The 25279-nt window shown below is 67.6% G+C and carries 22 protein-coding genes; 9 read left to right on the forward strand and 13 right to left on the reverse strand.

Annotated features, from left to right (window positions below; all coding sequences use genetic code 11):
* Nucleotides 1-40 precede the first annotated feature (40 nt).
* A complete protein-coding gene (locus D5S18_RS34300; RefSeq protein ID WP_147403802.1) occupies nucleotides 41-247 on the reverse strand; it encodes a hypothetical protein in 207 nt (68 codons plus the stop codon).
* Nucleotides 248-501: 254 nt separating this feature from the next.
* Here D5S18_RS34300 and mtnA point away from each other — a divergent pair, with 254 nt between their 5' ends.
* From mtnA to mtnC, 3 genes are read left to right on the forward strand one after another with little or no spacing between them, the layout of a single operon-like run.
* Nucleotides 502-2202, forward strand: a complete 1701-nt coding sequence (mtnA, locus tag D5S18_RS01165) for an S-methyl-5-thioribose-1-phosphate isomerase (protein WP_120037322.1) — start codon at nucleotides 502-504, stop codon at nucleotides 2200-2202.
* A complete protein-coding gene (locus D5S18_RS01170) occupies nucleotides 2199-2774 on the forward strand; it encodes a 1,2-dihydroxy-3-keto-5-methylthiopentene dioxygenase (RefSeq protein ID WP_120037025.1) in 576 nt (191 codons plus the stop codon). Before mtnA ends, D5S18_RS01170 begins: the two co-directional genes overlap by 4 nt.
* The gene (gene mtnC, locus D5S18_RS01175; protein WP_120037027.1) at nucleotides 2771-3454 is read left to right on the forward strand and encodes an acireductone synthase; all 684 of its coding nucleotides are present in this window, start codon (nucleotides 2771-2773) and stop codon (nucleotides 3452-3454) included. Before D5S18_RS01170 ends, mtnC begins: the two co-directional genes overlap by 4 nt.
* 42 nt (nucleotides 3455-3496) lie before the next feature.
* On the opposite strand, the gene D5S18_RS01180 is transcribed toward mtnC, so the two are convergent.
* Together D5S18_RS01180 and D5S18_RS01185 are read right to left on the reverse strand one after the other, a co-directional pair.
* On the reverse strand, nucleotides 3497-3931 hold the full coding sequence (locus D5S18_RS01180) for a YdeI/OmpD-associated family protein (protein ID WP_120037029.1): 435 nt from the start codon (nucleotides 3929-3931) through the stop codon (nucleotides 3497-3499).
* A 20-nt stretch (nucleotides 3932-3951) separates the two neighbouring features.
* Entirely contained in the window at nucleotides 3952-4407 is a 456-nt protein-coding gene (locus D5S18_RS01185) for a VOC family protein (RefSeq protein WP_120037031.1), read from the reverse strand.
* Nucleotides 4408-4604: 197 nt separating this feature from the next.
* Here D5S18_RS01185 and D5S18_RS01190 point away from each other — a divergent pair, with 197 nt between their 5' ends.
* A complete protein-coding gene (locus D5S18_RS01190) occupies nucleotides 4605-6302 on the forward strand; it encodes a metallophosphoesterase (RefSeq protein ID WP_120037324.1) in 1698 nt (565 codons plus the stop codon).
* Nucleotides 6303-6308: 6 nt separating this feature from the next.
* Here the strand turns inward: D5S18_RS01190 and D5S18_RS01195 are convergent, their stop codons facing one another.
* The 3 genes from D5S18_RS01195 to D5S18_RS01205 are packed head-to-tail and all read right to left on the reverse strand — an operon-like array spanning nucleotide 6309 to nucleotide 12050.
* Nucleotides 6309-7289: an alpha/beta hydrolase gene (locus D5S18_RS01195; RefSeq protein WP_120037326.1), complete on the reverse strand. Its 981-nt coding sequence runs from the start codon at nucleotides 7287-7289 to the stop codon at nucleotides 6309-6311.
* Nucleotides 7290-7312: 23 nt separating this feature from the next.
* Nucleotides 7313-8017: a DUF6875 domain-containing protein gene (locus D5S18_RS01200; RefSeq protein WP_120037033.1), complete on the reverse strand. Its 705-nt coding sequence runs from the start codon at nucleotides 8015-8017 to the stop codon at nucleotides 7313-7315.
* Between the two features lie 37 nt (nucleotides 8018-8054).
* Nucleotides 8055-12050, reverse strand: a complete 3996-nt coding sequence (locus tag D5S18_RS01205) for a non-ribosomal peptide synthetase (RefSeq protein WP_239003457.1) — start codon at nucleotides 12048-12050, stop codon at nucleotides 8055-8057.
* 302 nt (nucleotides 12051-12352) lie between these two features.
* On the opposite strand from D5S18_RS01205, the gene D5S18_RS01210 reads away from it, so the two are divergent.
* From D5S18_RS01210 to D5S18_RS34305, 4 genes are all read left to right on the forward strand, one after another.
* Nucleotides 12353-13255, forward strand: a complete 903-nt coding sequence (locus D5S18_RS01210) for a helix-turn-helix domain-containing protein (RefSeq protein ID WP_120037035.1) — start codon at nucleotides 12353-12355, stop codon at nucleotides 13253-13255.
* A complete protein-coding gene (locus D5S18_RS01215) occupies nucleotides 13252-13449 on the forward strand; it encodes a DUF397 domain-containing protein (protein WP_120037037.1) in 198 nt (65 codons plus the stop codon). Before D5S18_RS01210 ends, D5S18_RS01215 begins: the two co-directional genes overlap by 4 nt.
* 421 nt (nucleotides 13450-13870) lie before the next feature.
* Entirely contained in the window at nucleotides 13871-14389 is a 519-nt protein-coding gene (locus tag D5S18_RS01220) for a hypothetical protein (RefSeq protein ID WP_147403804.1), read from the forward strand.
* A 43-nt stretch (nucleotides 14390-14432) separates the two neighbouring features.
* Nucleotides 14433-15686, forward strand: a complete 1254-nt coding sequence (locus D5S18_RS34305; RefSeq protein WP_147403806.1) for a coiled-coil domain-containing protein — start codon at nucleotides 14433-14435, stop codon at nucleotides 15684-15686.
* A 150-nt stretch (nucleotides 15687-15836) separates the two neighbouring features.
* Here D5S18_RS34305 and D5S18_RS01235 read toward each other — a convergent pair whose 3' ends face one another.
* From D5S18_RS01235 to D5S18_RS01260, 6 genes are all read right to left on the reverse strand, one after another.
* Complete coding sequence (locus D5S18_RS01235; protein WP_120037328.1) at nucleotides 15837-16544, reverse strand: sirohydrochlorin chelatase; 708 nt, start codon at nucleotides 16542-16544, stop codon at nucleotides 15837-15839.
* A complete protein-coding gene (locus D5S18_RS01240; protein ID WP_120037045.1) occupies nucleotides 16544-17734 on the reverse strand; it encodes a uroporphyrinogen-III synthase in 1191 nt (396 codons plus the stop codon). Before D5S18_RS01240 ends, D5S18_RS01235 begins: the two co-directional genes overlap by 1 nt.
* A 6-nt stretch (nucleotides 17735-17740) precedes the next feature.
* Nucleotides 17741-18136: a nitrite reductase small subunit NirD gene (gene nirD / locus D5S18_RS01245; protein ID WP_120037330.1), complete on the reverse strand. Its 396-nt coding sequence runs from the start codon at nucleotides 18134-18136 to the stop codon at nucleotides 17741-17743.
* 64 nt (nucleotides 18137-18200) lie between these two features.
* The gene (gene nirB, locus D5S18_RS01250; protein WP_120037047.1) at nucleotides 18201-20729 is read right to left on the reverse strand and encodes a nitrite reductase large subunit NirB; all 2529 of its coding nucleotides are present in this window, start codon (nucleotides 20727-20729) and stop codon (nucleotides 18201-18203) included.
* Between the two features lie 23 nt (nucleotides 20730-20752).
* Nucleotides 20753-22228, reverse strand: coding sequence for a nitrate/nitrite transporter (locus D5S18_RS01255; protein WP_239003458.1), 1476 nt, complete (start codon nucleotides 22226-22228; stop codon nucleotides 20753-20755).
* A gap of 172 nt (nucleotides 22229-22400) precedes the next feature.
* Nucleotides 22401-23645 carry an MFS transporter gene (locus D5S18_RS01260; protein WP_439651062.1) on the reverse strand — a complete coding sequence of 415 codons (1245 nt, stop codon included), beginning with the start codon at nucleotides 23643-23645 and terminating at the stop codon, nucleotides 22401-22403.
* A gap of 65 nt (nucleotides 23646-23710) precedes the next feature.
* On the opposite strand from D5S18_RS01260, the gene D5S18_RS01265 reads away from it, so the two are divergent.
* A complete protein-coding gene (locus tag D5S18_RS01265; RefSeq protein WP_120037335.1) occupies nucleotides 23711-24385 on the forward strand; it encodes a FadR/GntR family transcriptional regulator in 675 nt (224 codons plus the stop codon).
* Nucleotides 24386-24388: 3 nt separating this feature from the next.
* Here the strand turns inward: D5S18_RS01265 and D5S18_RS01270 are convergent, their stop codons facing one another.
* On the reverse strand, nucleotides 24389-25240 hold the full coding sequence (locus D5S18_RS01270; protein ID WP_120037051.1) for a TIGR02569 family protein: 852 nt from the start codon (nucleotides 25238-25240) through the stop codon (nucleotides 24389-24391).
* Between the last annotated feature and the right edge of the window lie 39 nt (nucleotides 25241-25279).

Here is a 25279-nt window from a genome sequence, read left to right on the forward strand (position 1 = left end):
GCTATTTCCGGCCATTTCCAACACCGCGGTCGGGCACTGGCTAGTGTGTTGCCTTGGGCGAATACCTATCCCCGGAAAGGACCGTGTGGAGATGGCTGACAAACAGAAGAAAACGCCTAAGAAAATGCCCAAGCAGATGCAGCGCCAGCAGCAGCAACAGCGCCAGGGTCAGGGTCAGGGGCAGGGGCAGCGCCAGGAGCAGCAGGAGCAGCAGCAGGGCATGGGCAGCACCCAGCGCCCCGGTCACCAATGATCTGAGTTCTCCCGGCGACGCCGCCGATCCCGTGCGGATCGGCGGCGTCGCCGTGTCCGGCGGCGACCGCGCGGCCGATGTGACTGCCCGGCCGAATTCGATTCACGTGGCGCGGAAAGCCGGCATTCGCACCCGATCGCGGGTTGACTGGAGTCGCGGCCGGGGGCCGCACCGGATTTCCGGCGGGGCGAGCGCGTCGGATACCGTGCACCAGGCTCGATGCGGTTCGCGACCTAAGGATGCGCCTGATGGATGACAGCTCTCTGACCTGGGTGGATGGCGCACTGACCACCATCGATCAGCGCGGGCTGCCGCACGAGGCGCGCGAGTTGCGGCTCAGCACCGTGGACGAGGTCATCGAGGCCATTCGCACCCTGGCGGTGCGCGGTGCGCCCGCCATCGGGATCGCGGGGGCCTTCGGCGTGGTCATCGCGGCCCGTGCGCACACCGTCGACGGCGCGATCGATACCGCGCGGGTCGAGGCCGAGGCCGAGCGCATCGCCGCCGCCCGACCCACCGCCGTGAATCTGGCCTGGGCCGTGCGCCGGGTGCTGACCAAGGTCGGCGCGGGCGCGCAGGCCATGTTGGACGAGGCACTGGCCATGGTCGCCGAGGACAGCCGGGTCAACAGGGCGGCGGCTACCCACGCGGCCGACCTGGTGCAGCGGTTGCGGCCGGGTCGCCCGCTGCGGCTGCTCACCCACTGCAATACCGGTCGTCTCGCCACCAGCGCCTTCGGCACCGCCATCGGCGCCCTGCGCGTGCTGGCCGAGCGCGGCGCGGTGACAGAGGTGCTGATCGACGAGACCCGCCCCCTGCTCCAGGGCGCGCGGCTCACCGCGTGGGAGCTGGCCGAGGCGGGTATCCCGCATCGGCTCACCATCGATTCCGCCGCCGCCTGGGCGATGGCCACCGGTCAGGTCGACTGTGTCCTGGTCGGTGCGGACCGGATCACCGCCAATGGCGACGTGGCCAACAAGATCGGCACCTACGGGCTGGCACTGGCGGCGCGCCACCACGGCATTCCGTTCATTGTGGTGGCCCCGGAATCCACCAGGGACCCGAATACGGCGACCGGCGGGCAGATCGTGGTGGAGCAGCGGGCCGCCGACGAGGTCACCGGATTCGGCGGTGTGTCGACCGCGCCGTCCGGGACCGAGGTATTCAATCCGGCCTTCGATGTGACGCCCGCCGAACTGGTCACCGCCGTGGTCACCGAGTGCGGCGTGGTGTACTCGAACGGAGAGTCCCGTGGCGACAACGCATCCCGCGATATCGCCGCGATAGCCCGCGAACTGTACGGGCAGGGCTGGATGGCGGGCACGGCGGGCAATATCTCCGTGCGTGCGGGCGAGCGGGCCATCGTCACCGGCAGCGGACTGTCCAAGGGTGAGCTCACCGCCGCCGACATGGTCACCGTGCGGGTCGCCGATTCCGCGCCGCTCCCGGATCAGACGCGAAAGCCCTCCGCCGAGACCACGATTCACACCGCCGTCTACCGCACCCGGCCCGCCGGAGCCGTCGTGCACGTGCACCCGCCGTACGCGACCACCCTCGCCACGCTCACCGGCGCCGCCGACGCGGTGACCACGCTGCGCATCACCGACTTCGAGCTGATCAAGGGCTTGGGCAGTCCGGATCCGGCGGCCATCGATATCCCGATCTTCCCCAACTGGCCCGACGTCCCCCGCATCGGCGCCGATATCGAACGGTACCTGCGCGAGAATCCGGACGCGCCACCGGTTTTGGGGATCGCGGGACACGGGATCACCACGTGGGGGGAGAATCTTTCCCAGGCGCGCGACCGCGCCGAATGCCTGGAGGCGCTGTGCGAGCTGGTGGCCCGCACCGGACGCCGCACCGCCTTCGCGGCTTCGACCGATGACAGTACGGTCGCGCCCGGCACCGCCGCCCCGCGCGCCACCGCCCTCGAGATTGGACTGAGATGACCCTGCTCCAGGTAATGTCCGCCGACAACGCGGCCGACGTCCGGGTCCGCACCACCGACGAAACCGTCATCGCCGCCGAACTCGGCGAGTACGGCGTCACCTACGCGCACTGGCCGGTGCTCGACGAACCCGAGCGGATCCCCTCCGAGGAACTGCTCGAGCGCTACCGCGCCGAGGTCGCCGAGCTCAATGCGTCCGGCCGCTACAAGCACATCGATATCGCGCGAATCCACCCCGACGACGCCAACCCGCAGTGGCCCGCCATCGCCAAGGGCGCGCGGGAGAAGTTCCTCGACGAGCACCGGCACGCCGAGGACGAGGTGCGCTTCTTCGCCGCCGGACGCGGCTGCTTCTACCTGCACCTGGGTTCGGAGGTGCTGGCCACCGTCTGCGAGGCGGGCGACCTGGTGTCGGTGCCCGCAGGCACCCTGCACTGGTTCGATATGGGCGACCGTCCCGATTTCATCGCCATCCGCTTCTTCGAGGAGGAGGACGGCTGGGTCGGCGATTTCTCCGGCGACAAGATCAGCGCCGGATTCCCGACCCTCGACGAACTGCTGGCGGCCCGATGAGCAGCGCCGTCGTCCTCGATGTCGAAGGCACCACCAGCCCAACGAGTTCGGTCCGCGAGGATCTGTACGGCTATACGCGGCAGCAGCTTGCGCGGTGGCTGGCCGAGAACCGCACGGGCGCGGCGGCGGCCATCCTCGCCGAGACGCGCGAGCTCGCGTCCCGCCCCGAGGCCGATACCGACGAGGTGGCCGAGATCCTGCGCGGCTGGCTGGATTCGGATATCAAAGCCGAACCACTGAAGGCCGCGCAGGGCGGCATCTGCGCCGAGGGCTTCCGATCCGGCGCGCTGCACGGCGAATTCTTCCCCGATGTGCCGCCCGCGCTGCGCGCCTGGCACGCGGCCGGACTGAAACTGTATGTGTACTCCTCGGGATCGGTGCGCAATCAACAGGATTGGTTCGCCTTCGCCCGAGGCGGCGAGCTCGGCTCCCTGATCACCGACAACTACGACCTGTCCAACGCCGGTCCCAAGCGCGAGGCATCCTCCTACGAGAAGATCTCCTCCGCCATCGGCATCGCCCCCGAGCACACCCTGTTCCTGTCCGACCACCCCGACGAACTCGACGCGGCCGTCGCGGCGGGCTGGTCTGCCATCGGTGTGCATCGCCCCGGCGAACCCAATCCCGCACGCCCGCCCCATCGCTGGATCGCTTCGTTCGCCGAACTCACGCTGCCATAGGATGCCTGTGCCCAGCGGCCGAAATGGACCGCTGGGCACTGCTCAGCCGAGTCGAGCGAGTAGCTGCGCTATGCGGCGGGCTCGGGTTTCGGGTTTCTTCGCGGCGGTGACGGATTCGACGGCTTCGCGACGTTTGGTGTGGGAGAGCGCGTCGAACGCAGAGCGGGCGCCTGCGGCTGTCAACGCGGCGGCCAAGTCCTCGGGGACGTCGACGGCGCGCGGGGCGGTCTCGCGACGAAGGGTCACGGTGACCGAATCTCCCGGTCCTTTACCGAGTTTCGCACGGATGGACTTCAGCATGCCGAGGCAGGGACCCGCGCCCATGGCAACGATCGAACCCTGGTAGTCGATACCGTCGAACCGGGCCAGCACGGGGATGCGCGCGCCACCGCCCAGGGCGGCGATGACCGACGGTGGCACCGCCACATAGGCGCCGCCGCCGTCGGCCTGCTCGATCACGCCCTCGAAGCGCTCCATACCGGCCAAACTACCCCGGATCAGGCCCGATCGTAGGCATCCTGAATCGGAGCAAGCTCGAGTTTGCGCATCGTCAGCATGGTCGCGGCCGCGGCCGAACTCTTGACCGGATCCGCGCCGGAGACGAGTTCGGGCAATCCCGCGGGCACCACCTGCCAGTTGACGCCCCAGCGGTCGGCGAGCCACCCGCACTGGCCGGGTGTGCCGCCGTCGGCGAGCAGGGCGTCCCAGAGGCGGTCCACCTCGGCTTGGCCGTCGACGATGAGCTGCAAGGAGGCGGCATCGGTCTGGGGATGGCCCGGACCACCGTTCATGAGGGTGACCGAATGGCCGCCGATCTCGAGGCTCACCACGAAGGCGTCGCCGTTCGGGTGCCGAGTGATGCCGGTGACCTCGGAGTCGGGGATGAGCTCGGCGTAGCGGCGGCCCGCGGCCTCGGCGTCGCTGTCGAACCAGAGGAAGGTGGTGATGTCCATGGCGCACTCCTTATATCGTGTGACCTGCTGTCATCTCCTGGTCGGAACCGATCGGCGCGGATCGACCCATCGCGCGGAATTTTCTCGGAGCATATTTCGGCGACAGCGCGTCCGGGAATAATTCATCCAATGTTTGTCCAGCACCGGGAGTCACCGAGTTGCCCCGCACCGCCGCGACGGACCAGCATCTGAAGACCATGCAGCCGCTCAATCCCGCCGGAGATATCCCAGACACCGGAGTGCCCGCCCACCTCGCAGCCCACATGACGATGGACGAGCAGCACGATTGGCATCGCGACTATCTACGCCGCCGCGCCGTCACCCGGCGCAATATCCTGCGCGGCGCCGCGGCGGCCGCCGCCGTCGCCGCCGTGGGCGGCTCCCCCTTCGGTCGGCGCGCCTATGCCGAGGGCGCGCAACTCGCGGTGGGCGGTCGACACGTCGGCTACGGCGCGGACGCGGCCAGTCAACTGCGCTTCTCGGCGCAACTCTCGCGCAGGCCCGACGGTGCGAAGGTCTTCCTCGATCACGGCCCGACACCCGCGCTGGGCGCGACCGCCGAGGCCGAGGTGCGCAATCTAGTGACCCAACTGCCCACCGCCGACGGCGGCGTCCTCGCGGCCGAACAGTTCTACGCCCACGTCCCCGTCGACGGACTCCCCGCCCGCCTGCCGCACTACTATCGCTGGCGCACCTCCGACGGCTTCACGGGCGATCTCCGCGCCGCCGCACCGGCCATGGCCGGCGGGCGGGCCGATGTGCTGCCCTTCCGATTCACCATGATGGGCGATCAGGGCACCGACGAAACCCCCACGCAGCCCGCAGATTTGGTGCCCGGAGACTACGACGATCGGTACTACAAACCCGACAACGATCCCACCGCGCCGCACGCCACGAACGTGCTGCGCCAAATCGCCGCGTGCAACCCGGATTTCCACATCCTGGCGGGCGATATCGCCTACGCCGACCCCTCCGGCGCGGGCAAACAGGCGCGCTTCGTACCGCACGGCGGTGAATTGCCCAGCGGCTTCGACAAATACAACCCGTACGTGTGGGATGTCTACCTGGGCGCGATCGAACAGAGCGCCGCGCAGACGCCCTGGATGTTCGCCACCGGCAACCACGATATGGAAGCCGTCTACGGAAACCAGGGCTACGGCGGACATTTCGCGCGCCTCGACCTCCCCGACAGCGGTCCGGCAGGCTGTCCGTCGGCCTACACCTTCACCTACGGCAATGTCGCGGTGCTGTCCCTCGACGCCAACGACGTCTCCTACGAGATCAAGGCCAACACCGGGTATTCCAATGGGGCGCAGACGAGTTGGGTGGAGCGCACCCTCGCCGCGCACCGTGCGAACCCGGATATCGACTTCCTCGTCTGCTTCTTCCACCACTGCGCCTACTCGACCACCGACTCGCACGCCAGCGACGGCGGCGTGCGCGACGCCTGGGTGGGACTGTTCGACCGGTATCGGGTGGACCTGGTGCTCCAGGGCCACAATCACGTCTACGAGCGCACCGACCCGCTGCGCGGCGGCACGCCCACCAAGGTCGCCGCCGACAACTCCATCGTCTACCCCGAGACCGACGGCACGGTCTACTACACCGTCGGCGGCGGCGGACGCCCCCGCTACGGCTTCCAACCCGGATCCCCGGAAACCTTCCGCGGTAGCGAGGTCGCCGACACCGCCGTACCCAACAGCTACGTCTGGACCCCGGACGGCACCAAACAGGACGAGGGCGCGCCGTGGTCGCGGGTGCGTTTCCGCAACTACTCGTTCCTGCGCATCGACGTCCGGCCGGGGGTGTTCTCCAGCGAGATGGATGTGGTCGCGGTGGACGAATACGGCGGCGAATTCGACCGCGTCACCTACCGCCGCGCCGTCACCGGTTGATCATGCCTATACGCCCAGTGCGCCCGCGAACAGCGGCCAGGACTGGTGCAGATCGTCCTGCCAGTAGGCCCAGGCGTGCGTGCTCGCCGGACGGAAGTTCACCGTGGCGGGAATGCCGAGTGCGGCCAGCCGGTCGGTCAGGGGGCGGGTGCAGCCGCCGATGACGGTCTCCATGGTCCCGCCGACCGCGATCCGGTCGGCCAGGCGCATGGGATTGCCGTCGATGCCGGGATCGTTGAGGTTCTCGTGCGGTCCCGGCATACCGGTGCCATAGGAAATGTAGAGCGCCTTGCCGCGCAACACGTCCGCGCGCAGCGTGGGGTCGTGTTCGGCCCAGGCCGGATTTCCCGGTTCGCCCCACATATTCGCGGCATTCGCGCCATACAGCGCCAACTGCGAGAACACATACGCCATACCGACCGGATCGCCGGTGCGCGCGCAGCCGCTGTAGGCGCCGACGGCTTGGTACAGGCCGGGCGCGGCAATGGCCAGGTTCAGCGCCGAAGTCGCCGACATCGACAGTCCCGCCACGGCATTGCGTCCGGTCATATGGAAGTGCGCGTCCAGCAGCGGCGGCAGTTCGCGAGTCAGGAAGGTCTCCCACCGATTTCGGCCGAGCACCGGGTCATCGCGCAACCAGTCGGTGAAATAGCTGGCCCGACCGCCCATGGGCACAATGACATTCACCGGTTTGTCGGCGAAGAATTGCGCCACATCGGTGCGCCGCATCCACGGTCCGCCGTCCTCGCCGCCGTCGACGGCATTGAGCAGATAGAGCGCGGGCGCGGCGCCGCCCGGATGCGAAACCCACACCGTGATGGGCTTGTCCATGGCGGCCGAGTGCACCACCACCTCGAATTCGCGGCCACCGAGCGGGCGCACATCGAGGATGCGCGCCTCCCCGTCGGCGCGCGCCCGCGCGGCGGGGAGCAGGGCGGCGCAGAGCGCGAGCAGCAGAACGCACAGCCCGCGTGCGGATTTCACCATGTCGTGCCTCCAGTTCGCGATGGTCATCTGGCGTGTTCTCCCGGTGCGTGGACCCGCAACTCGGTAATGGCTTCGGCGGCGGGTCCTTCCACTCGTATCCGTTCGGCGATCGATCGACGCAGTTTGCGCGGCAGATCCGGGGCGACGGTGGACAAGTAGGCGTAGAGCCAGTCGCTGCGCGCGGCGAGGAAGGGAAAATCGGTGCTCATCATGCGGCGGATGATGAGCATGGGCAGCGGCGCGTCCAACGGGCGGAACTCCCGATTCCACAGGCCGGGCACCGGACAGTCGGGATAGAACTGGCCCAGCATCATGCCCTGTTCGACCACACCGGATTTGCGGGCGGCGTGCACCGCGTCGACCAGGGTGGTCCTGGACAGTCCGGGAAACAGGGTGAGCGAGCTGAGCAGGGCGTCCGGGTCGGCGGCGCGCAATTGCCGGTGGATATCGACGGCATCGTCCACCGCGTCGGCCATCCGGGTCGCGGTCAGCCCGTCGCCGCCCGCCACCACGGCCGCCCACAGCGTGCGACGCCTGATCGCTTGGCGCACAAACGGACACACCGCGCCCTCGCGACCCAACTCCGGATGCGGATGCACCAGGTAGTCATCGATCCAGGCGACGAGTGCGGCGGCCTCCGGATGCTCGACGACCCACGCGGCCGAATCATCGTAGATATTGCGCCATTGCAGCCCGGTGCGGCGGCCGAATCGGGCGCGCGGGGTCATCGGATCGACCCGGATTGATCAGAATCCGCGCACCACTTCATATTTCGTCCCGCGCCGCCAGCACGGCGAGGTGCTCGGCCAGCAGCGGTCCGATGACGGCGACCACCTCGGAATTGGTGAGCTGGGCATGGGTCGCGGCGACCTCGTGCTGGATCAGCGCTCCGGTGACATACGGCTGCCAGATCCGCGCGTCGAACAGTTCGGTCACCCCGCGCGTGGCCGAGAAGTAGAGCAGGTCGCCGTCGAAGACGCCGGGGCGGTAGCCGTAGGAGAGGTCGACGCCGTCGACGTAGCCGCGATGCAGCCGGGTGAGCTGGTCTGCGGTCAGGCCGGAACCGAAAGATGCTCCGGCGGACACCAATTCGGCGGCGGCCTGGTCCGCAGTGAGATCGGGGAGCTCGTCGGCGTCCTCAGGTTCGTCCCCGAGCAGGTGGGTCAGCAGATCACGCATGCGTGGCGACGGCGGCGGCTCGGCCCCCTCGGGCACCACGATACTGTCCAACATCGCCAGCAGTGCCACCTCGTGGCCGAGGGCACGCAGGCGCACGGCCACGGCGTGCGCGATCTGCCCGCCCAGTGACCAGCCGAGCAGGTGATAGGGACCTGCGGGCTGGACCCGAATCATCTCCCGCGCATAGGTTTCGGCAAGATCATCGAGCGTGGCGGAGGCAATGGCGGTATCGGTCAGCACCGGGGCCTGCAGTCCGTAGACCGCCCGATCGGTGACATGGCGGGCCAGTCCCGCATAGCACCAGGCCAAAGGCACCGCCGAATGCACGCAGAACAGCGGCGGTCGAATTCCGCCGCGCCGCAGCGGCAGCAGCACACCGAGCGCGTCATCGGCGGAGTCGGTGCCGTCGTAGGCGGCGATCCGCTCGGCGAGGTCGCGGACCGTGGGCGCGGTATAGAGCCAGCGAACCGTGACCGGAATCCCGCTCGCGGCGGCGAGCTCGGCCGAAACCGTCACGCCGAGCAGCGAATTGCCACCGAGTTCGAAGAAATCGTCGTCGCGGCCGACCCGCGCCTGCTCGGTGGCGCGGGCGAATTCCGCGGCTACCATCTCCTCCAGCGCCGATTCCGGGGGCAGGTAGGTGCGGGTCCGCGCGACAGGCACGGGCAGCGCGGCACGGTCGAGTTTCCCATTGGCCGTCATGGGGAGTCGGTCGAGTTCCAGCAGCGCCGCCGGAACGGCCGCGGCGGGCAGCACCTCGCGCAGCCGCCGCAGCGTCGCCGCGTGATCGACCGCACATCCCTGCGCGACAACGACATAGCCGATGAGCCTGGCCTCCGACCTGCCGCCGTCGGCCACGGCGACGGCGGCGTGGGCGATCTCGGGCAGCGCGGTCAGCGCCGCCTCCACCTCGCCGGGTTCGATGCGGCGGCCGCGCACCGCGAGCTGACCATCGGTGCGGCCCAGGAATTCCAACGCGCCCTCGGCGGTCGATCCCACGAGATCGCCCGTGCGATAGAGGCGTTCGCCGGTCCCCGCCGGATCGGCGACGAACCGCGCGGCCGTGAGCGCCGCACTGCGGTGATACCCCTGCGCCACACCCGCACCGCCGAGATACAGCTCACCGCGCGCGCCGAGCGGGGCGCGCCGCAGCTCCGAATCGAACAGGACCGCACGCACCCCCGGCAGTGGATGACCGATGGTGACCGGGCCGTCCGGTGTCATCGCCTCGGTCTGCGTTGCCATGACTGTGGTTTCGGTCGGCCCGTACCCATTGCACATCCGCAGATACGGCGCCCAGCGCCGCACCAGCTCCGCCGGACACGCCTCGCCGCCGACCACCACCAACTCCAACCCCGGCACGTCCTGCGGTGTGAGCGTGGCCAGTACGGCGGGTGTGGTGAGCAAGTGCGTGACGGCGTGCTCCCCGATCAGCCGGGCCAATTCCGGTCCGGCCATGATCGACGGTGGCTCGACCACCAGCCGCGCGCCGACGGCGAAGGCGGCGAGCAGTTCCAGCAGGTGCGCGTCGAAGGCGGGCGAATGAGTATGCAGCACCACAGAATCGGCGGTGACGCGATACCGCTCGACGAGATGATCGGTCAGCGCGCCCAACCCGCGGTGGGTCACCGCGACCCCCTTCGGCGCGCCCGTCGTCCCCGAGGTGTAGATCAGGTAGGCCGAGTTGTCGGGACGCAAGGGCCGCGTCCGGTCGGCATCCACGAGCAACCCGGTCGCGCGCGCCCGCACCCGCAGATGCACCGCCGGATCATCGACCACCAGCCAATCGACGGCGAATTCGCCCGCGACGCCCGTCCGCAACGCCACATACGGCAGGGCAGGCCACGCCGCGCACACGGTGAGCCCCACCCGCGCACCGGAATCCGCGATCACCGCGGTGATCCGCCGCGGCGGATCCGCCGGATCGATCGGCACGAAGCACGCACCCGCCTTGGCCACCGCCCACAGCGCCACCACCGACTCCAACGAACGCGCGATGGCCACCACCACCGACTCCCCCGGTCCGGCATCGGCCGCGATCAACTCCCGCGCCAGACTCGACGACCAATCGTCGAGCTCGCGATAGCTGAGCGTGCGCGAACCATCCTGCACCGCAAAGTTTTCAGCCGACATCCCGGAGACCAGCAGATCGGGCAGCAGCCATGTCGAATCGGTTTTCGCGACAACGGCATCCGCCGCGTGCTCCGCCAATGACCGGACCGGACAATCGGATTCGGCGGACAAGAACCGGCCGAAGTAGGACAGAAACAATCCGTGCCGCCAGGCCAGCGCCTCCGCGCGATACCGCGCCGGATTCGCCTGGAAATCCAACCGCACCGTGCGCTCGTCGGGACCCAACTGGTAGCCGTTGATCAGCAGGTCCTCCACCGGACCGAGCGAAAGCAGATGCACCGCACCCGAAACCGTGCCCAACCGCAGCGGTTCCACGAAGCCGAGCACGTTCAGCACCGGACCGAATACGCCGCGCACCACATGGTGCGCCCCGCGATCACGCTGAATATCCTCATAGCCGTAGCGCTGATGCCGCAGCGCACCCAGCACCCTGGTGCGCACCTGACCCAGCACCGCGCCGACGGTCGCCGCCCGCACACCGGTCAGCCGCAGCGGCACCACATTCGACAGCGAACCCGCCGAACGGCGCAGCGCCGCCGTGGGCCGCGCGGTGACCGGGAAACTCAGCACCACCTCGTCGGATCCGGACACGGCGGCCAGGAAGCAGGCGAAAGCAGCGGCGGCGAGTTCCGGAAAAGTCGCGCCGTGCCGGGCTCGCGCACCCGCCAATGCCAGTGCCGTCTGCTCATCCAACTGGCCGCTGACATGCAGCGGATGCGGGCGCGGCAGCGCGGGATCACCGGCAAGGCCCACCGGATCACCCAGTCCCGCAAGCTGTTCCAACCAGTAGTCGCGATCGGCGGCGGCCCGCGGCGAACTCCGGTAAGCCGCTTCATCGGCCAGCAACTCCGACACCGACAGCGCCCCGGCGGGCGGCGCCGACTCCCCCTCCACCTCGGCCCGATACAACTCGCCGATCCGACGCAGCACCGCCGCCGCACCCACCCCGTCCAACGCGATGTGATGGCTGCGCAGATACAGCAGATGATGCTCGGGTCCGATCCGGAAGACCGTGGCGACGGTCAAGATATCGGCCACCGGATCGAGCGGCGCACCATAATCCGCCGCCATCTGCGCCAGCGCCGTCGCGACCGGATCCGGCCGCTGCGCCAAATCCACGACCCGCACCGGCAACTCCGCCTCGGCCACCCGCTGCCGAGGTTGACCGTCCACGACCCGAAAACACAGATGCGGGGAACCCAATTCGCGCGCCGCCTGCCGGGCACACCGCCGCGTCAACTCGGCATCGACCGGCCCGCAAAGATCCAGATACATCGCCACGGTGAGCGGCACCGCCGGAGCCAACTGCTGAGCCACCCACCACCGCAGCTGCGCCGCCGACAGCGGGTGCCAGGCCGGATCCGATTGTTCCTGCGGTCGCGAAACCACCGCGCCTACTGCGACCCCGCCCGCGCCCACCCTGGTCGCGCCGCCGTCGACTCCGGTCAACACACCTCCCAGGTCTGCTGAAACGTCCTCGGGCAAACCTACGGCATCGCGACGCCGACCGGCGCGATTGCCGCGTGCGCGTCCCACACCCGCCCCGCGACGCCTTCCGAGCACCCGCGAGCGGAAACGAATCGAATCGGTTTGCGAAACAGTACCGACCGACGGTCGGAATCGAGTCGCTTCCTGGGGAAACAGGCCAATTTCGCACAGTTGCCGAAAATCGCTCGTCCGCGGGCCCGACTCGTAGTGTGCTGTGTCGCATGCGTGCAGTGCCTATGACGTTCATGCGATGAGGGGGTGCGATGACCAGCGACATTGACGGTGAGCCCGAACCGTCGACCCTGGCCAGGCGACAGCTCGGCCGACTCCTGCGCGACCGCAGGGATCAGACCGGGATGAGCCTCGCCAAAGCCGCCGAGCTGGCCGAGATCAGCCAGTCGGCGCTGCAACGCATAGAGGCGGGGCGAACACGGAAGGTGCGCGTACTGGATGTGCGCTCACTGTGCGGGCTCTACGGCGTGCAGAAACGCGACGCCGCGCGCATGGTCCAACTGGCCAGACAGGCCACGACCACCTCCTGGTACACCGCCTTCTCCGGGCTCTACAGCGACGACGCGTTCAACCTGCACGCGGAACTGACCGCCGAGGCGCGACACATGGTCTCCTACCAGGAGATCGTCTTCGCCCTGGTGCAGACACCCAGCTACGCGCGGGCGCTCATCTCCCGGCACTACGCGGGCGAACCGATGTCGCTGATCGACCGCAAAGTCGATCTGCGCATGCAGCGCCGCTCCCTGGTGCTGCGCAAATCCGATCCGGCGAGCCTGGAGCTGCTGCTGCACGAATCCGCGCTGCACCGCAGCGTCGGCAGCCGCCGGACCATGGCCGGGCAGATGCGCTACCTGGCCGAGATCAGCAAACTGCCCAATATCAGCATCCGCATCCATCCCTACCGGGCCGGCTGCGCGTTCGGAATGATGCACGGCCCGTTCTGGATTCTCGATTTCGGTACCGATCCCAAAGGTCAACCCGAGGAGCCGCCCCTGGTCTATATCGAAGGTTCGGGAAAAGCAGATCTTTTCATGGAAGCCGAAGAGGACGTAGCGCGCTTCCAGACCATCGCTGCGGCCATTCGCAAAGGGTCGCACGACGAAGACAAATCGAGAGACCTGCTGCGGCAGGTCGCGAAGGAGTATGCACGATGAACACCAACAGGAAACTCGGCTGGTTCAAGAGCAGCTACAGCGACGGCCAGTCCGCCTGCGTCGAGGTGAACTGGCTCGCCGCCGACGCCATCGGCGTGCGCGACTCGAAGAACCCGACCGGACCCGCGCTCACCTTCGCCCCCGGAGCCTGGGACGGCCTCCTCGCGAGCGTGCGCGGGCACCAGTTTCACTGACGGACCGCACCTCTAGGTCCGATCAGTGATAGCGGAATCTCGGCATCCTCGGCGGTCGGGTGCGGTTCCCGCCGGATCCGAGATTCCGCACCCCGAACGGGCTGGTCGCCCCCGAGTTCGGCGCAGTACCCCCTTCCATACCGACTCGGGTTGCCCACCACATCACCGGCGGCCGGCCCCCTCGGCGACGACATCGCCCGCCGTCCTCCGCCATCCCCGGACGCGGACCGATGTCGTCGCCGACCTGCGGCGCTCGGCCAGGACCCCGGCCGAGCGCCGCTCCCAAATCCCCCTGGCACCACGCATCGCACCCCTGATCACGCACGCACCCCACCCGCCACAGCCGCGAGCTCGATGAAACACCCCGACCGAGGAGGTAATACTGATCTCTCTGGCACTCGACCACAGGGAGGCGCAACCGGTGGATCACGAACAGTTGAGCTTAGAATTCCATGTAGAGCAGACCGCATGGGGCAAGTGGGTAGACCCGGCTCGGCGAGCAGCGCAGACGCGGAAGTTCATGCGATACGCCGAGATCAAGGCCATCCCTCCACAACCGTGGCCGGAGGACTCGGCAGAGGTGCGCCGCCTCAATACTGTTGTCGCCGAACTCTTTCCGGACCTCGCCACCGCGATGGCGCCGGAGATGGCCGACATGGCCGATGCCTTCATCTGCTTCATCGGCGAATGCTTCGCCAAGTTCGCGGGGGCCGAATGGATCGAATACGACTGGCCGGGCCGAGAATTCACCTTCTATGAAGATATCAATCCGGCCCTTCGATTCGACACCTATGACGAGGACGAAGTCACGGCTTGGTACCTGATAAGCAGCATGATCGAGTACAGTCCCGAAGAATACAGCGGAATGTTCGCCGATATGTCCGCAACCATCCGAGAATACTCGTCCTACCACGACGAAAAGCGTCACGAAGAATTCTAGCGAACTGTCTCACTCAACGCATGAACGCCCTGGGGGGTTGGCTGTGCCGGAGTACGACAAGGACCGCGCGAAAGTTGTCGATAACAACAAGCGCGGCAGAGTATTCGAGAACGGCGCGTGCGACTACTACCGGGATCACGAAAACGGCTACGTTCAGCAGTCACGAATCTTCGAAGTCTCAAACGTCGGCAATATTCGATTCGACAAGATAAAAGAAGACGGCGGGAAAATATTCACCATCGAGGAAAAATCCGGAAGGATCGATGGCAAGAAGGACGTAAAGCAGCTTCGAGTAGTATACGCCCTCCTCGAAAGAGGTGAGATCGACCACCACACGTTGCGATCGGTAGAACGTGAGCCGATTTCAGGACCATGCCAGGAATTGATGGCCGAGCTTATCCGAGATTTTCCGGACAAGTTCACCCATCAGGTGATCTCACGGAATGAAGCCCGCGAGATATGGGCACGTGGATTGCAGCAGGAGCGCGGGCAACAACTCGAACTGCCCGGCGTCGGCGAGAAAGCACGAGAGCAACGAGCAAAGCAGCGTGAGCAGGCACGGGAACTCAAAAAGGCGCTCACCGCGGCCGAACAATCCCGGCAGCAAGACGTCGCGAATGCCAGGGAACGCGCTGCTCTCTTCCGCAAAATGGAACGGTTCCGCGAAGGCAACGAGCGTGGGCGAGCCGAAGCTCGCGAAACGATTGAACGCATTCGGGAAGCGAAGGAGTTCGAACAAGCCACACAGCGTGAGCTGACCGCGCTGTCGCGAGAGCAGCTATACAAGCATGTCCGAACGCAGGCACAGCAGTTGAAACAGGATCAGAAAGCCGGGCGAACACTCGATGCCGATCGGCTCTACGAAGTCCACAAAGACCTCACCCAGGACTTGGATATGGTTCGCGAGCAGGAACGCGAAGATACACGAAACATTCTCGCGACGCTCAATTTGGGTAAAGAGCAGACGCGCGAGATGGAACTCGAATTCGAGTTGTCTCGCGAAGAGCAGCGGCAGGATGTTGTCAAGGACTTGAACAGTATTGCACTGGCGGTACAGCGCGAAGACCAACGCCGCGAAACGGCACAGAAGGAGCAACAGCAGCGCGAAGCCCGCGAAACGTATGGCCAGACACTTCGAGAACGCGGCATCTGCCCTGAGATTGCGGCGCTGATCCAACTTCAGCAGGCACCGGGGCTAACCGGTGAACTCGATCGGGAACGAGAAGATGAGGCCCCGCGGGTCCAAGGCCGGAGTCGACGTATCGATGGTCGAGGTGGGGAACGAACCCGGTGGTGACTTCGCGTCGCATCACACGGCAGCACGCATCGCATCTACACCAGGGAGGCAGTCGGTGAATTATGAACAGTTGAGCTTGGATATCGATGTCGAACAGACAGCATGGGGCAAGTGGGTGGATCCGGACCGACGGGCGTGGAATCCGTTCCGCTAGGCGCGAACCGGGATCGGTTGGTGTAGAGCAGGGCGATAGCGGGTGGTGATGAGGTTGACGACGGCGGGGTGGGGGCCGAGAGGGGCCGTGACGGAGTGTGCGCCGACCTCGTGGAGGCGCTGGTGGAAAAGGCCGTGGGAGAGAAGGTAGGCGGCTATGTGGGTGCGGGGGTGGGTGGGGCGGAGGGCGGCGACCACGTCGGTGACGGTGGGGGTGCCGGTGGCGATATTGGCGAGATGGACTGGGGAGTTGAGGCAGCGGGCGAGGAGAGTGGTGGCGCGGCGGAGGTCTTGGCGGGCTCGGGGGTCGGAGGAGCCTGCGGCAGCGAGAACGACTGCGTCGCCGGGATGCCAACCTGCTCGGTGTAGGCGTTGGGCTTGGATTTGGGCCAGGGCCGGGTCTGGGCCGAGGGCGGGGGTGACGGTGACGCTGGGGTGTTCGCCGGCGGAGATCTCGCGGGGGACGTCGTTGAAGACGTGGAAGCCGGAGGCGAGGAAGGCTGGAACCACCACGGCGGGAATGGATTCCGCTGCGAGATCGCGCAGCACCTCGCTGGGGGCCGGGCCGAGGACATCGACGAAAGCGATCCGGATGAGGGTGCCGGGTAGGCGGCGGCGGACCGCTTCGGCCAGTTCGGCGATCAGTCGCACGCCTGCGGCGCTCCTGGTGCCGTGGGCGACCAGGACCAGGGCCGGGGCGCCCATCAGGAGCCGACTCCGGCGAAGCGGGGTGTGGCCGGGGTCGGGTCCGAGGTGCATTCGGCGACGTCGACGGCGAGTCGGTAGCCGCGTTTGACTACGGTCTGGATGGCTTTGGGGGTGCCGAGTCCGGTGCGCAGCCTGGCGATGGCGGTTTCCACGGCGTGGGTGTCCCCGCCGCCGCCGGGCAGCGTGGCCAGTAGCTGCTCGCGGGAGACGACGCGGCCGGGTTGTCTGCACAGTGCGCGCATCAATGCCATTGGGGCGGGTGGTAGTTGGCGTACCTCGCCGTCCACCATCACGCAGGCTCCGCGCACGCTGATCGTATGCCCGCCCGCTTGAATCCTGTTGGCGCGCCTGGGCAATTCCTCGGCCACATGGCGGGCCAGTGCCCCGAGCCTGGCCCGCGCGGGCTGGGTGGTGGCCACCCCGAGTTCTTCGAGCGGTGCGGCGGTGATCGGGCCGACACAGGCGGCCAACACTCGGCCGCGCAGCGCGTGCAGCAGTCCGCCGACGACATCGATTTCCTTGGCGCGCATCAGCATCGCGGCCACGGCGGGGGCGCTGGTGAAGGTGACGCAGTCGACGCTGCCGGTGAGGACGGCCTCGATCAGTCGATCCATCGGCGCCGGATCCTCCGGCGGTGTCCAGCGATACACCGGGACGGGCACCACATCGGCTCCGGCGCAGCGCAACACCTCGCAGAAGTCGGGGACCGGCTCCCATTCGGTTGTCGCGCCGTGTAATTGGACGGCGATCCGCATACCGGCCACGCCCGCGGCCAGCAGATGGTCGAGCACTTCCGCCGAGGATTCCGAGGCGGGCGACCATTCCTCGCGCAGTCCGGCCGCGCGAATCGCGCCTTTGGCTTTGGGACCGCGTGCCAGCACCCGACCCGCGGCGAGGGTGTTGTGCAGCGCGTCGGCCAGGCCCCAGTCGTCGGCGGCTTCCATCCAACCCCGCAAGCCGATGCCGGTGGTGGCCACGGTGACCTGCGGCGGATCGGCGATGAGCCCGCGGGTGACCCGCGCGAGTTCGGTGTCGTCGGCCAGCGGGATGATCCGGATGGCGGGCGCGGCGATGATGGTCGCGCCGCGTCGGGTGAGCAGTGCGGCGAATTCGTCGGCCCGGCGGGCGGCCGTGACGGCGACGGTGAATCCGGCCAGACTTTCGGGTGCGGTCCCAGCTTCGGTCATCGACGCTCAGTCCGCCGACAACGTATCCGCCACCGGCGTATTCGTCACGGCGACCACACCGTCGGTGACTCGCACCGCGTAGACCGGCAATGCGATATCGGCATTGTCGAGGCAGCGCCCGTCCAGCAGCGAGTACGCCTGTTTGAGCAGCGGTGAGATCACCACGGGTGTGCCCGCGCGATCACCGACCAGGCCGCGCGAGATGACCGCGGCCCTGCCGATCGGATCGATATTGCCGACGGCGTACAGCATGCCGTCGGGCAGCAGGAACAGGGCGGCCTGTCGGCCACCTTTCAGCAATACCGCTACGCCGCGGCCGGGTATCAGGTAGTCGAGTGGGCAGGCTCGTGTCCACCCGGTGGTGGTTAACGCGGCCCGGCCGGGCAGTTCGATCACGGTCATCGGTGTCATCCTCCAAACGCCTCAACCATTGGTACCGGTGTCCTGTTTCTCGGCGGTTAAGTGGTCATTTCCCCTGGGTACCGACCGGTAACTCCGGCATACCCAGCAACACCGGCACCTTTCGCGCGCCGCTGTCGTCGAAGGTGATGGTCGGATCGGACTCCTCGGGGGCATTGACGAAGGACACGAACCGCGAGAGCTTATCGGTATCCTCCAGCACCGCCGCCCATTCGTCACGGTAGCCGGCGATATGCCGCGATATGGCCGCCTCGAGGTCGGCGGCGATACCCAGGCTGTCGGCGCAGATCACCTGCCGCAGATAGTCGATGCCGCCTTCCAGCGCTTCCTGCCACGGCGCGGTGCGCTGCAATCTGTCGGCGGTGCGGATGTAGAACATCAGGTAGCGGTCGATGTAGCGGATGAGTGTCGCATCGTCGAGGTCGCCCGCCAGCAGTACCGCGTGTTTGGGTGAAAGTCCGCCATTGCCACCGACATACAGGTTCCAGCCGGTGTCGGTGGCGATGACGCCGACATCCTTGCCGCGCGCCTCGGCGCATTCGCGGGCGCATCCGGAGACGGCGAGCTTGAGCTTGTGCGGTGAACGCAGTCCGCGGTAGCGCTTTTCGAGCAGGACCGCCATGCCGACCGAATCCTGCTGTCCGTAGCGGCACCAGGTGGAGCCGACGCAACTCTTCACCGTGCGCAGCGATTTCCCGTAGGCGTGCCCGGATTCCATTCCGGCGTCGACCAATCGACGCCAGATCAGCGGCAACTGTTCGACCCGCGCGCCGAACAGGTCGATTCGCTGGCCGCCGGTCACTTTCAGGTAGAGGCCGAATTCCTTTGCCACCTGGCCGATCACAATGAGCTGGTCGGGGGTGACCTCGCCGCCCGGTATGCGCGGCACCACCGAGTAGGTGCCGTTCTTCTGCAGGTTGGCCAGGAAGTGGTCGTTGGTGTCCTGTAGCGCTGCGGTTTCGCCGTCGAGGATGTGCGTGCTGGAGGTGGAGGCCAGGATGGAGGCGACGGTGGGTTTGCAGATATCGCAGCCGGATCCGGCGCCGTACTTGGCGATCAGTCCGGAGAAGGTGCGAATACCGGTGGCCTGCACGATCTGGAACAGTTCGGCCCGCGACTGCGGGAAGTGTTCGCACAGCGCCTTGGACATGGCGACGCCCGACTGCTCCAACAGATTCTTGAGCATGGGAACGCAACCGCCGCAGGATGTTCCGGCCGAGGTGCAACTCTTGATGGCCGGGATATCGCACGCGCCGTCCGAGATCGCTTCGCGGATCACGCCTTTGGTGATGTTGTTGCAGGAGCAGATCTGCGCGTCGTCGGGCAGCGCGTCCGCGCCGAGTTCGGCGCCCGCCGGGGAGATGAGGGCGGCGGGTGGTGCGGGCAGCGGGCGGCCGACCAGCGGTCGCAGCGCCGAGTACTGTGCGGCGTCGCCGACGAGGATGCCGCCCAAAAGGATTCGCGCGTCATCGGAGACGACCAGTTTGGCGTAGGTACTCTTGGCCGCGTCGTGCAGCACCACCGACAGCGCGCCCGCCGTGACCCCGTGCGCGTCACCGAAACTCGCCACGTCGACGCCCAGCAGCTTGAGCTTGGTGGACATATCGGCGCCGGGGAATTCCCCCGCGCCGCCGAGCAGCCGATCGGCCACCACCTCGGCGGTGGCGTAGCCGGGGGCGACCAGCCCGTAGCAACTGCCCTCGACGGCGGCGCATTCACCGATGGCCCACACACCGGGATCGGAGGTGGCCAGCCCGCGATCGGTCAGCACGCCGCCGCGCGGCCCGACCTCGAGTCCGCAGTCGCGGGCCAGTTGGTCGCGGGGTCGCACGCCTGCCGAGAACACCACCAGCGCGGCGTCGAGCACCGTCCCGTCGGAGAGTGTCACGTGTACGCCGCTGTCCGACGGCTCGATCGACGAGGTGCCGACGCCCGTGTGCACACGCAGCCCCATCTCGGTGACGAGGCGTTCCAGGATCGCACCGCCGCCCGCGTCCACCTGGGCGGGCATCAGTCGGTCGTTGAATTCCACGACGTGCGGGGTGAGCCCGAGCAGCCGCAGGGCGTTGGCGGCCTCGAGGCCGAGTAGGCCACCGCCGACCACGACCCCCGCCGCCCCCGGCCCGGCCGCCTCGGCGGCGGCCCGGATCCCGTCGAGATCCTCGAGGGTCCGGTAGACGAAGCATTCCGGTCGATCGTGACCGGGCACCGGCGGCACGAACGGGTAGGACCCGGTCGCCAGCACCAGCGCGTCGTATCCGATGACCTCCCCGGAGGCGGTGGTGACCTGGCGCGACGCCCGGTCAATGGCGGTGGCGGGCTGCCCGAGCCGCAGGTCGACCAGCGGATCGCCGGGGTAGTCGTTGCCGGGTAGTGCGAGCGCCCCGACATCCCAACTGCCCACGTAGGAGGACAGTCCGACCCGGTCGTAGGCGGGCGCGGTTTCCTCGGCGAGCACGATCACCCGCCAGCGGCCCTCGGTGTCGCGCGAGCGCATGGCCTCCACGAACCGGTGCCCGACCATGCCGTGTCCGATGACGACGGCGGTGCCGCCCCGATTGTCGCGTCCATTCATCAGTGTCTCCTCCGGTCCGGGTATCAGGCGCGAACCGGTTGGGTCGCGGAAGTCGCTGCGGGCCTTATTGTCTCGATGACGTCGAGCGCGACCCCGCTGGGACGGCGCAGGAAGACCGCCCAGGTGATGACCGCGCACACCGCGTAGAAGGCGAGGAATACCACGAACGCGTTGGTGGCGGATTTGGTGGCGGCGTAGGAGGCGCGCAGCACCATATTGATCAGCACCCCGCCGAAAGCGCCGAGCGCACCGGCGAATCCGATGAGCGCGCCGGACATATTGCGCGACCAGGCGGCGGCATCGCCCGCGACCGATTTCGACTTGGCCTCGAAGATCGAGGGGATCATCTTGTAGGTCGACCCGTTGCCGATGCCGGAGAGTACGAACAGCAGGATGAAACCGACCACGTACCACCACAATTCGGCGTGGGTGGGGGCGCGGTGCCCATTGTGCAGACCCGTCGCCACCACCACCGACGCCGCCAGCGCCATGGTGAGAAAGGTGTAGAGGGTGATCCGCCCGCCGCCGAAGCGGTCGGCCAGTCGCCCGCCGAGCGGTCGCACCAGCGATCCGAGCAGCGGTCCGAGGAAGGCGATCTGCGCCGCACGCAGCGAGGCGTCCCCCGCCACCGCCCGCAGCGCGGCCACCCGCTCCGAACCCTGCAACGCCTGTGCGGCCTCGGTGAGTTCGGCGGTGAAATTGATATTGAGTATTTGGCCGAAGGCGAAGCTGTATCCGATGAACGAGCCGAAGGTGCCGATATAGAGCACGCTCATCACCCAGGATTCACGGTGCTTCAGCATGCGCGCCATGGCCGAGAGGTCGGCCTTCTGGTCGCGCAGATTGTCCATGAACAAAAACGCGCCGAGGGCGGCGATCACGATGAGCGCCAAGTAGATCGAGCACAGCACCGCGGCTTGGCGGCCGTCGCCGGAATAGGTCCGGCCGAGGACCGCGATGATCGCCAGACCCAGCAACTGGACGGCGGGAACGCCGATATTGCCGCCGCCCGCGTTCAATCCCAGCGCCCACCCCTTGAGGCGCTGCGGATAGAAGGCGTTGATATTCGTCATGGATGAGGAGAAATTGCCGCCGCCGACACCCGCCGCGGCGGCCACCACCAGGTAGGTGGTGTACGAGGCGGGATTGGCCATGTAGTACATGGTCAGCAGGGTGGGAACCAGCAGGAGCAAAGCGCTGAAGACGGTCCAGTTGCGCCCGCCGAATCTGGCGGTGGCCACCGTGTAGGGAATGCGCATGAGCGCGCCGACCAGGGTGGGCATGGCTACCAGGTAGAACTTGCCGACGGCGTCGATGTGGTAGATCGGCTGCGGCATCATCAGCACCAGCACCGACCAGATCGACCAGATCGAGAAGCCGATGTGCTCGGCGCCGATGGACCAGATCAGATTGCGCCGGGCGACCCGCTTGCCGCCTGCCTCCCAGGCAGCGACATCCTCGGCATTCCAGTCTTCGATTGTGCGTTTGCGCCTCAGCACCGCGGGCCTCCCAGCTATCGGTTGGCCCCACCGTAGGAAATGGGTATTGCCGTCATGCTGCGCGCAATGTCGGCGAGGTCAATCCTTGCTCACGCGGCCTCGACCCCCGATGTGAAGATCCCCGCGCCGGACGGAGAAGGAGTCGTCCGGCGCGGGGAGATCTGCAGGCGGCTCAGTGCCAGGTGTCCTCGAGGTAGCGCGGCTTGCACACCAGCCACCCGCCGATGACCATGATCAGCACCGCGACCACCAGCATGCCGAAGGGCGCGAGCCAACCGCCGGTGGCGGTGTGCAGCAGACCGAACAGCAGCGGCCCGAGGCAGGCCACGGCATAGCCGCCGCCCTGAGCGAAGCCGGACAGCGCGGCCGACCCCTGCGGGGTGTTGGTGCGCAGGTTGATCAGCGTGAGCGACATCGGGAAGGTGCTCGGGCCGAGGCCGAGCAGGAACACCCACAGCAGTGGCGCGCTCATCGGCGTCCACAGCAGTGCGGCGAAGGCGATGAAGAAGAACATCGCGCAGACGAGCACCAGCGGGAAGGGGTTGCGCACCTTCGCGACCAGGGTGGGCGCGCTCAGCGCGGAGATCAGGCCGACGCCGCCGAACACGCCGACCATGGTGCCCGCGAAGCTCGCGCTCGCGCCCGCCTCGGTGAGGATTCTGGGCAGCCAGGCGAAGATGGCGTAGGTGGTGAGCGAGGTCATGCCGAACATGCCGACCATGCCCCAGGCCACCGGCGAACGCCACACCTTGCCCTTGGGTCCGTCCTCGGTCGGAATCGCGGTGTGATCGACCACATCACGGCCGCGTCGGTCCAGCAGGATGCCGATCCAGGGGACCGCGGCGGCGAAGCCCAGGACGCACCAGACGCCGAGGGAGACGCGCCAGCCGTGCGTGTCGGCCAGCGGCACGGCGACCAGCGCGGGGACCACGGTGCCGATCTGCACCATCACGATGTAGATCGTGCTGACGGTGGCCAGTCGGTCGGAGAAGTAGCGCTTGACCAGCGGCGGAATCACCACGTTGCCGATGCCCATACCGGCGAGGGCCAGCGCGGAGAAGACCAGCAGCCCGATGGTCTGCGACATCATGATGCGGATCAACTGGCCCGCACCCGCGGCGAGCATGGCCACCAGCGCGGTGCGCTCGAGTCCGATGCGGCGCATCAGCAGCGGGGTGAGCAGACCCGACAGCGCGAACATGGCGGTGGGGATCATGCCGAAGACGCCGACCACGGCGGTCGAGTAGCCGATATCGTGGCCGATGCGTTCGGCGAGCGGGCTGAAGGCGGTGACGGCGACCCGCAGTGTGAGCGCCGACATGAGAATCGCGGCCAGGACGAGTAGGCGACCCTCGATCAGAGCTCGTTTGCGGTTCAGGTCCGGGCGCGTCGCAGTGTCGTGGAGGGTCGCAGTCACTGCAAAATCATAGGATGACCCTACGATCGGGGACAATGGTTTGTGACGAGCGGTACTCTATGGCGGTGCAACCAGTCCGGCGCACCAGCCTAATCGCCCAAGTAACCGAACAACTGCGAGCCGAAATCCGTTCCGGCCGCTGGAGCATCGGTTCCCGCATCCCCACCGAACCCGAGCTCACCGAGCTCACCGGCACCGGCCGCAATACCGTCCGCGAGGCCGTGCAGGCCCTCGTGCACGCGGGCATGCTGGAGCGCCGCCAGGGTTCGGGCACCTACGTGATCGCCGCCTCGGAGGTGGGGGGCACACTCGGCAAATACTTCGCCGACGCCAGAGAGCGCGACCTGCTCGAACTGCGCATGGCACTCGACACCACCGCCGCCGCCCTGGCCGCCCGCCGCCGCGACGACGTCGATATCACCACCCTGCGCCGCCTGCTCGACGAACGCACCGACAAGGACTGGGACAACGACAATCGCGCCGCCATCGAGGCCGATGTGGAACTGCACCGGGCCATTGTCGTCGCCAGCCACAACGCGGTCTACCTCGAGTTCTACGATTCCCTGCTGCCCAGTATCGAGCAGGTGATCCGTTCCCGCACTTCCAAATCCGACGACTCCTACGACTCCGAGCACCACGAGATGGTGCACGCGATCATCGAGGGGGATCAGGATCGAGCCGCCGCAGCGGCCAAATGCTTTCTTGATTCGCTGATCTCGGAATATCCGGACGCTCGCTAGAACTCAGAGCATCAGTCGGACCATATCCGCCGTCCTGGCCAGACCCGGAAACGCCTCGGGCGTGGACCTGGGGTGCAGTGCGTGCACCGCGAGTCGAAACATGACCGCGCGCAACAGCATCTGCGGCCATTCGGGCAGATCCGACCAGCGTTCCAGCAGTCCGTCATCGGCCCCACCCCAGGACAGCGCGTCCACCACGATGACGCCCGCCGCCCACGGCGCGGGCCGCCAGTACGGGGTGATATCGGCCAGTCCCGGCGTGAAAGCCCCCGCGAACAGCACGGTCCCGAACAGGTCCCCGTGCACCAACTGCGCCGGGGTGCGCACCGATTTGCGCAGCGTCGCCAACTGACCGATGAGCTGCATACTGCGCTGACCATCCGGCGATCCGGCGGGCGGGGTGCCGCCCGCGCGTAAACCGCGCAGCGGCACCGCCTCCCACGCGGCGCGGTCGGCCGCGACGAAGACATCCACGTCCATCCACGGCGCGACCGGCGGTTGCACCAGGAACCGCGGCCGCTCCAGCCGCGCGGTGGCCTGGTGCAGGCGCAGCGAGATGGAGACCACCTCGTCGTGGCGGGGTTCGGGATTACCGTCGAGGTAGGTGTCGGCGCGCCACCCGGAGACCACGTAGCGGCCGTCGGTGGCGCGCACCGGGCGGGCCAGGCGTAGTCCGTCCACTTTCAGCGTCTCGCGCACCTTGGCCGACCACGCCGCCCTGGCGTGATCGGCCACCGGGCTCAACACCACATCGCCGAGTCGCCAGGCACCGTCCCAGTCGCCCAGCGCCACGGGAGCCACTTCGCGCAGTCCGAAGGTGGCACGCACGTGTTCGGGGGGTTCCACAGACGTCACGGCCGGTACGGTACCGCCGGCTTGGAACGGGTTTCGGAT

The organism is Nocardia panacis (assembly GCF_003598715.1).
Classification (GTDB): domain Bacteria; phylum Actinomycetota; class Actinomycetes; order Mycobacteriales; family Mycobacteriaceae; genus Nocardia; species Nocardia panacis.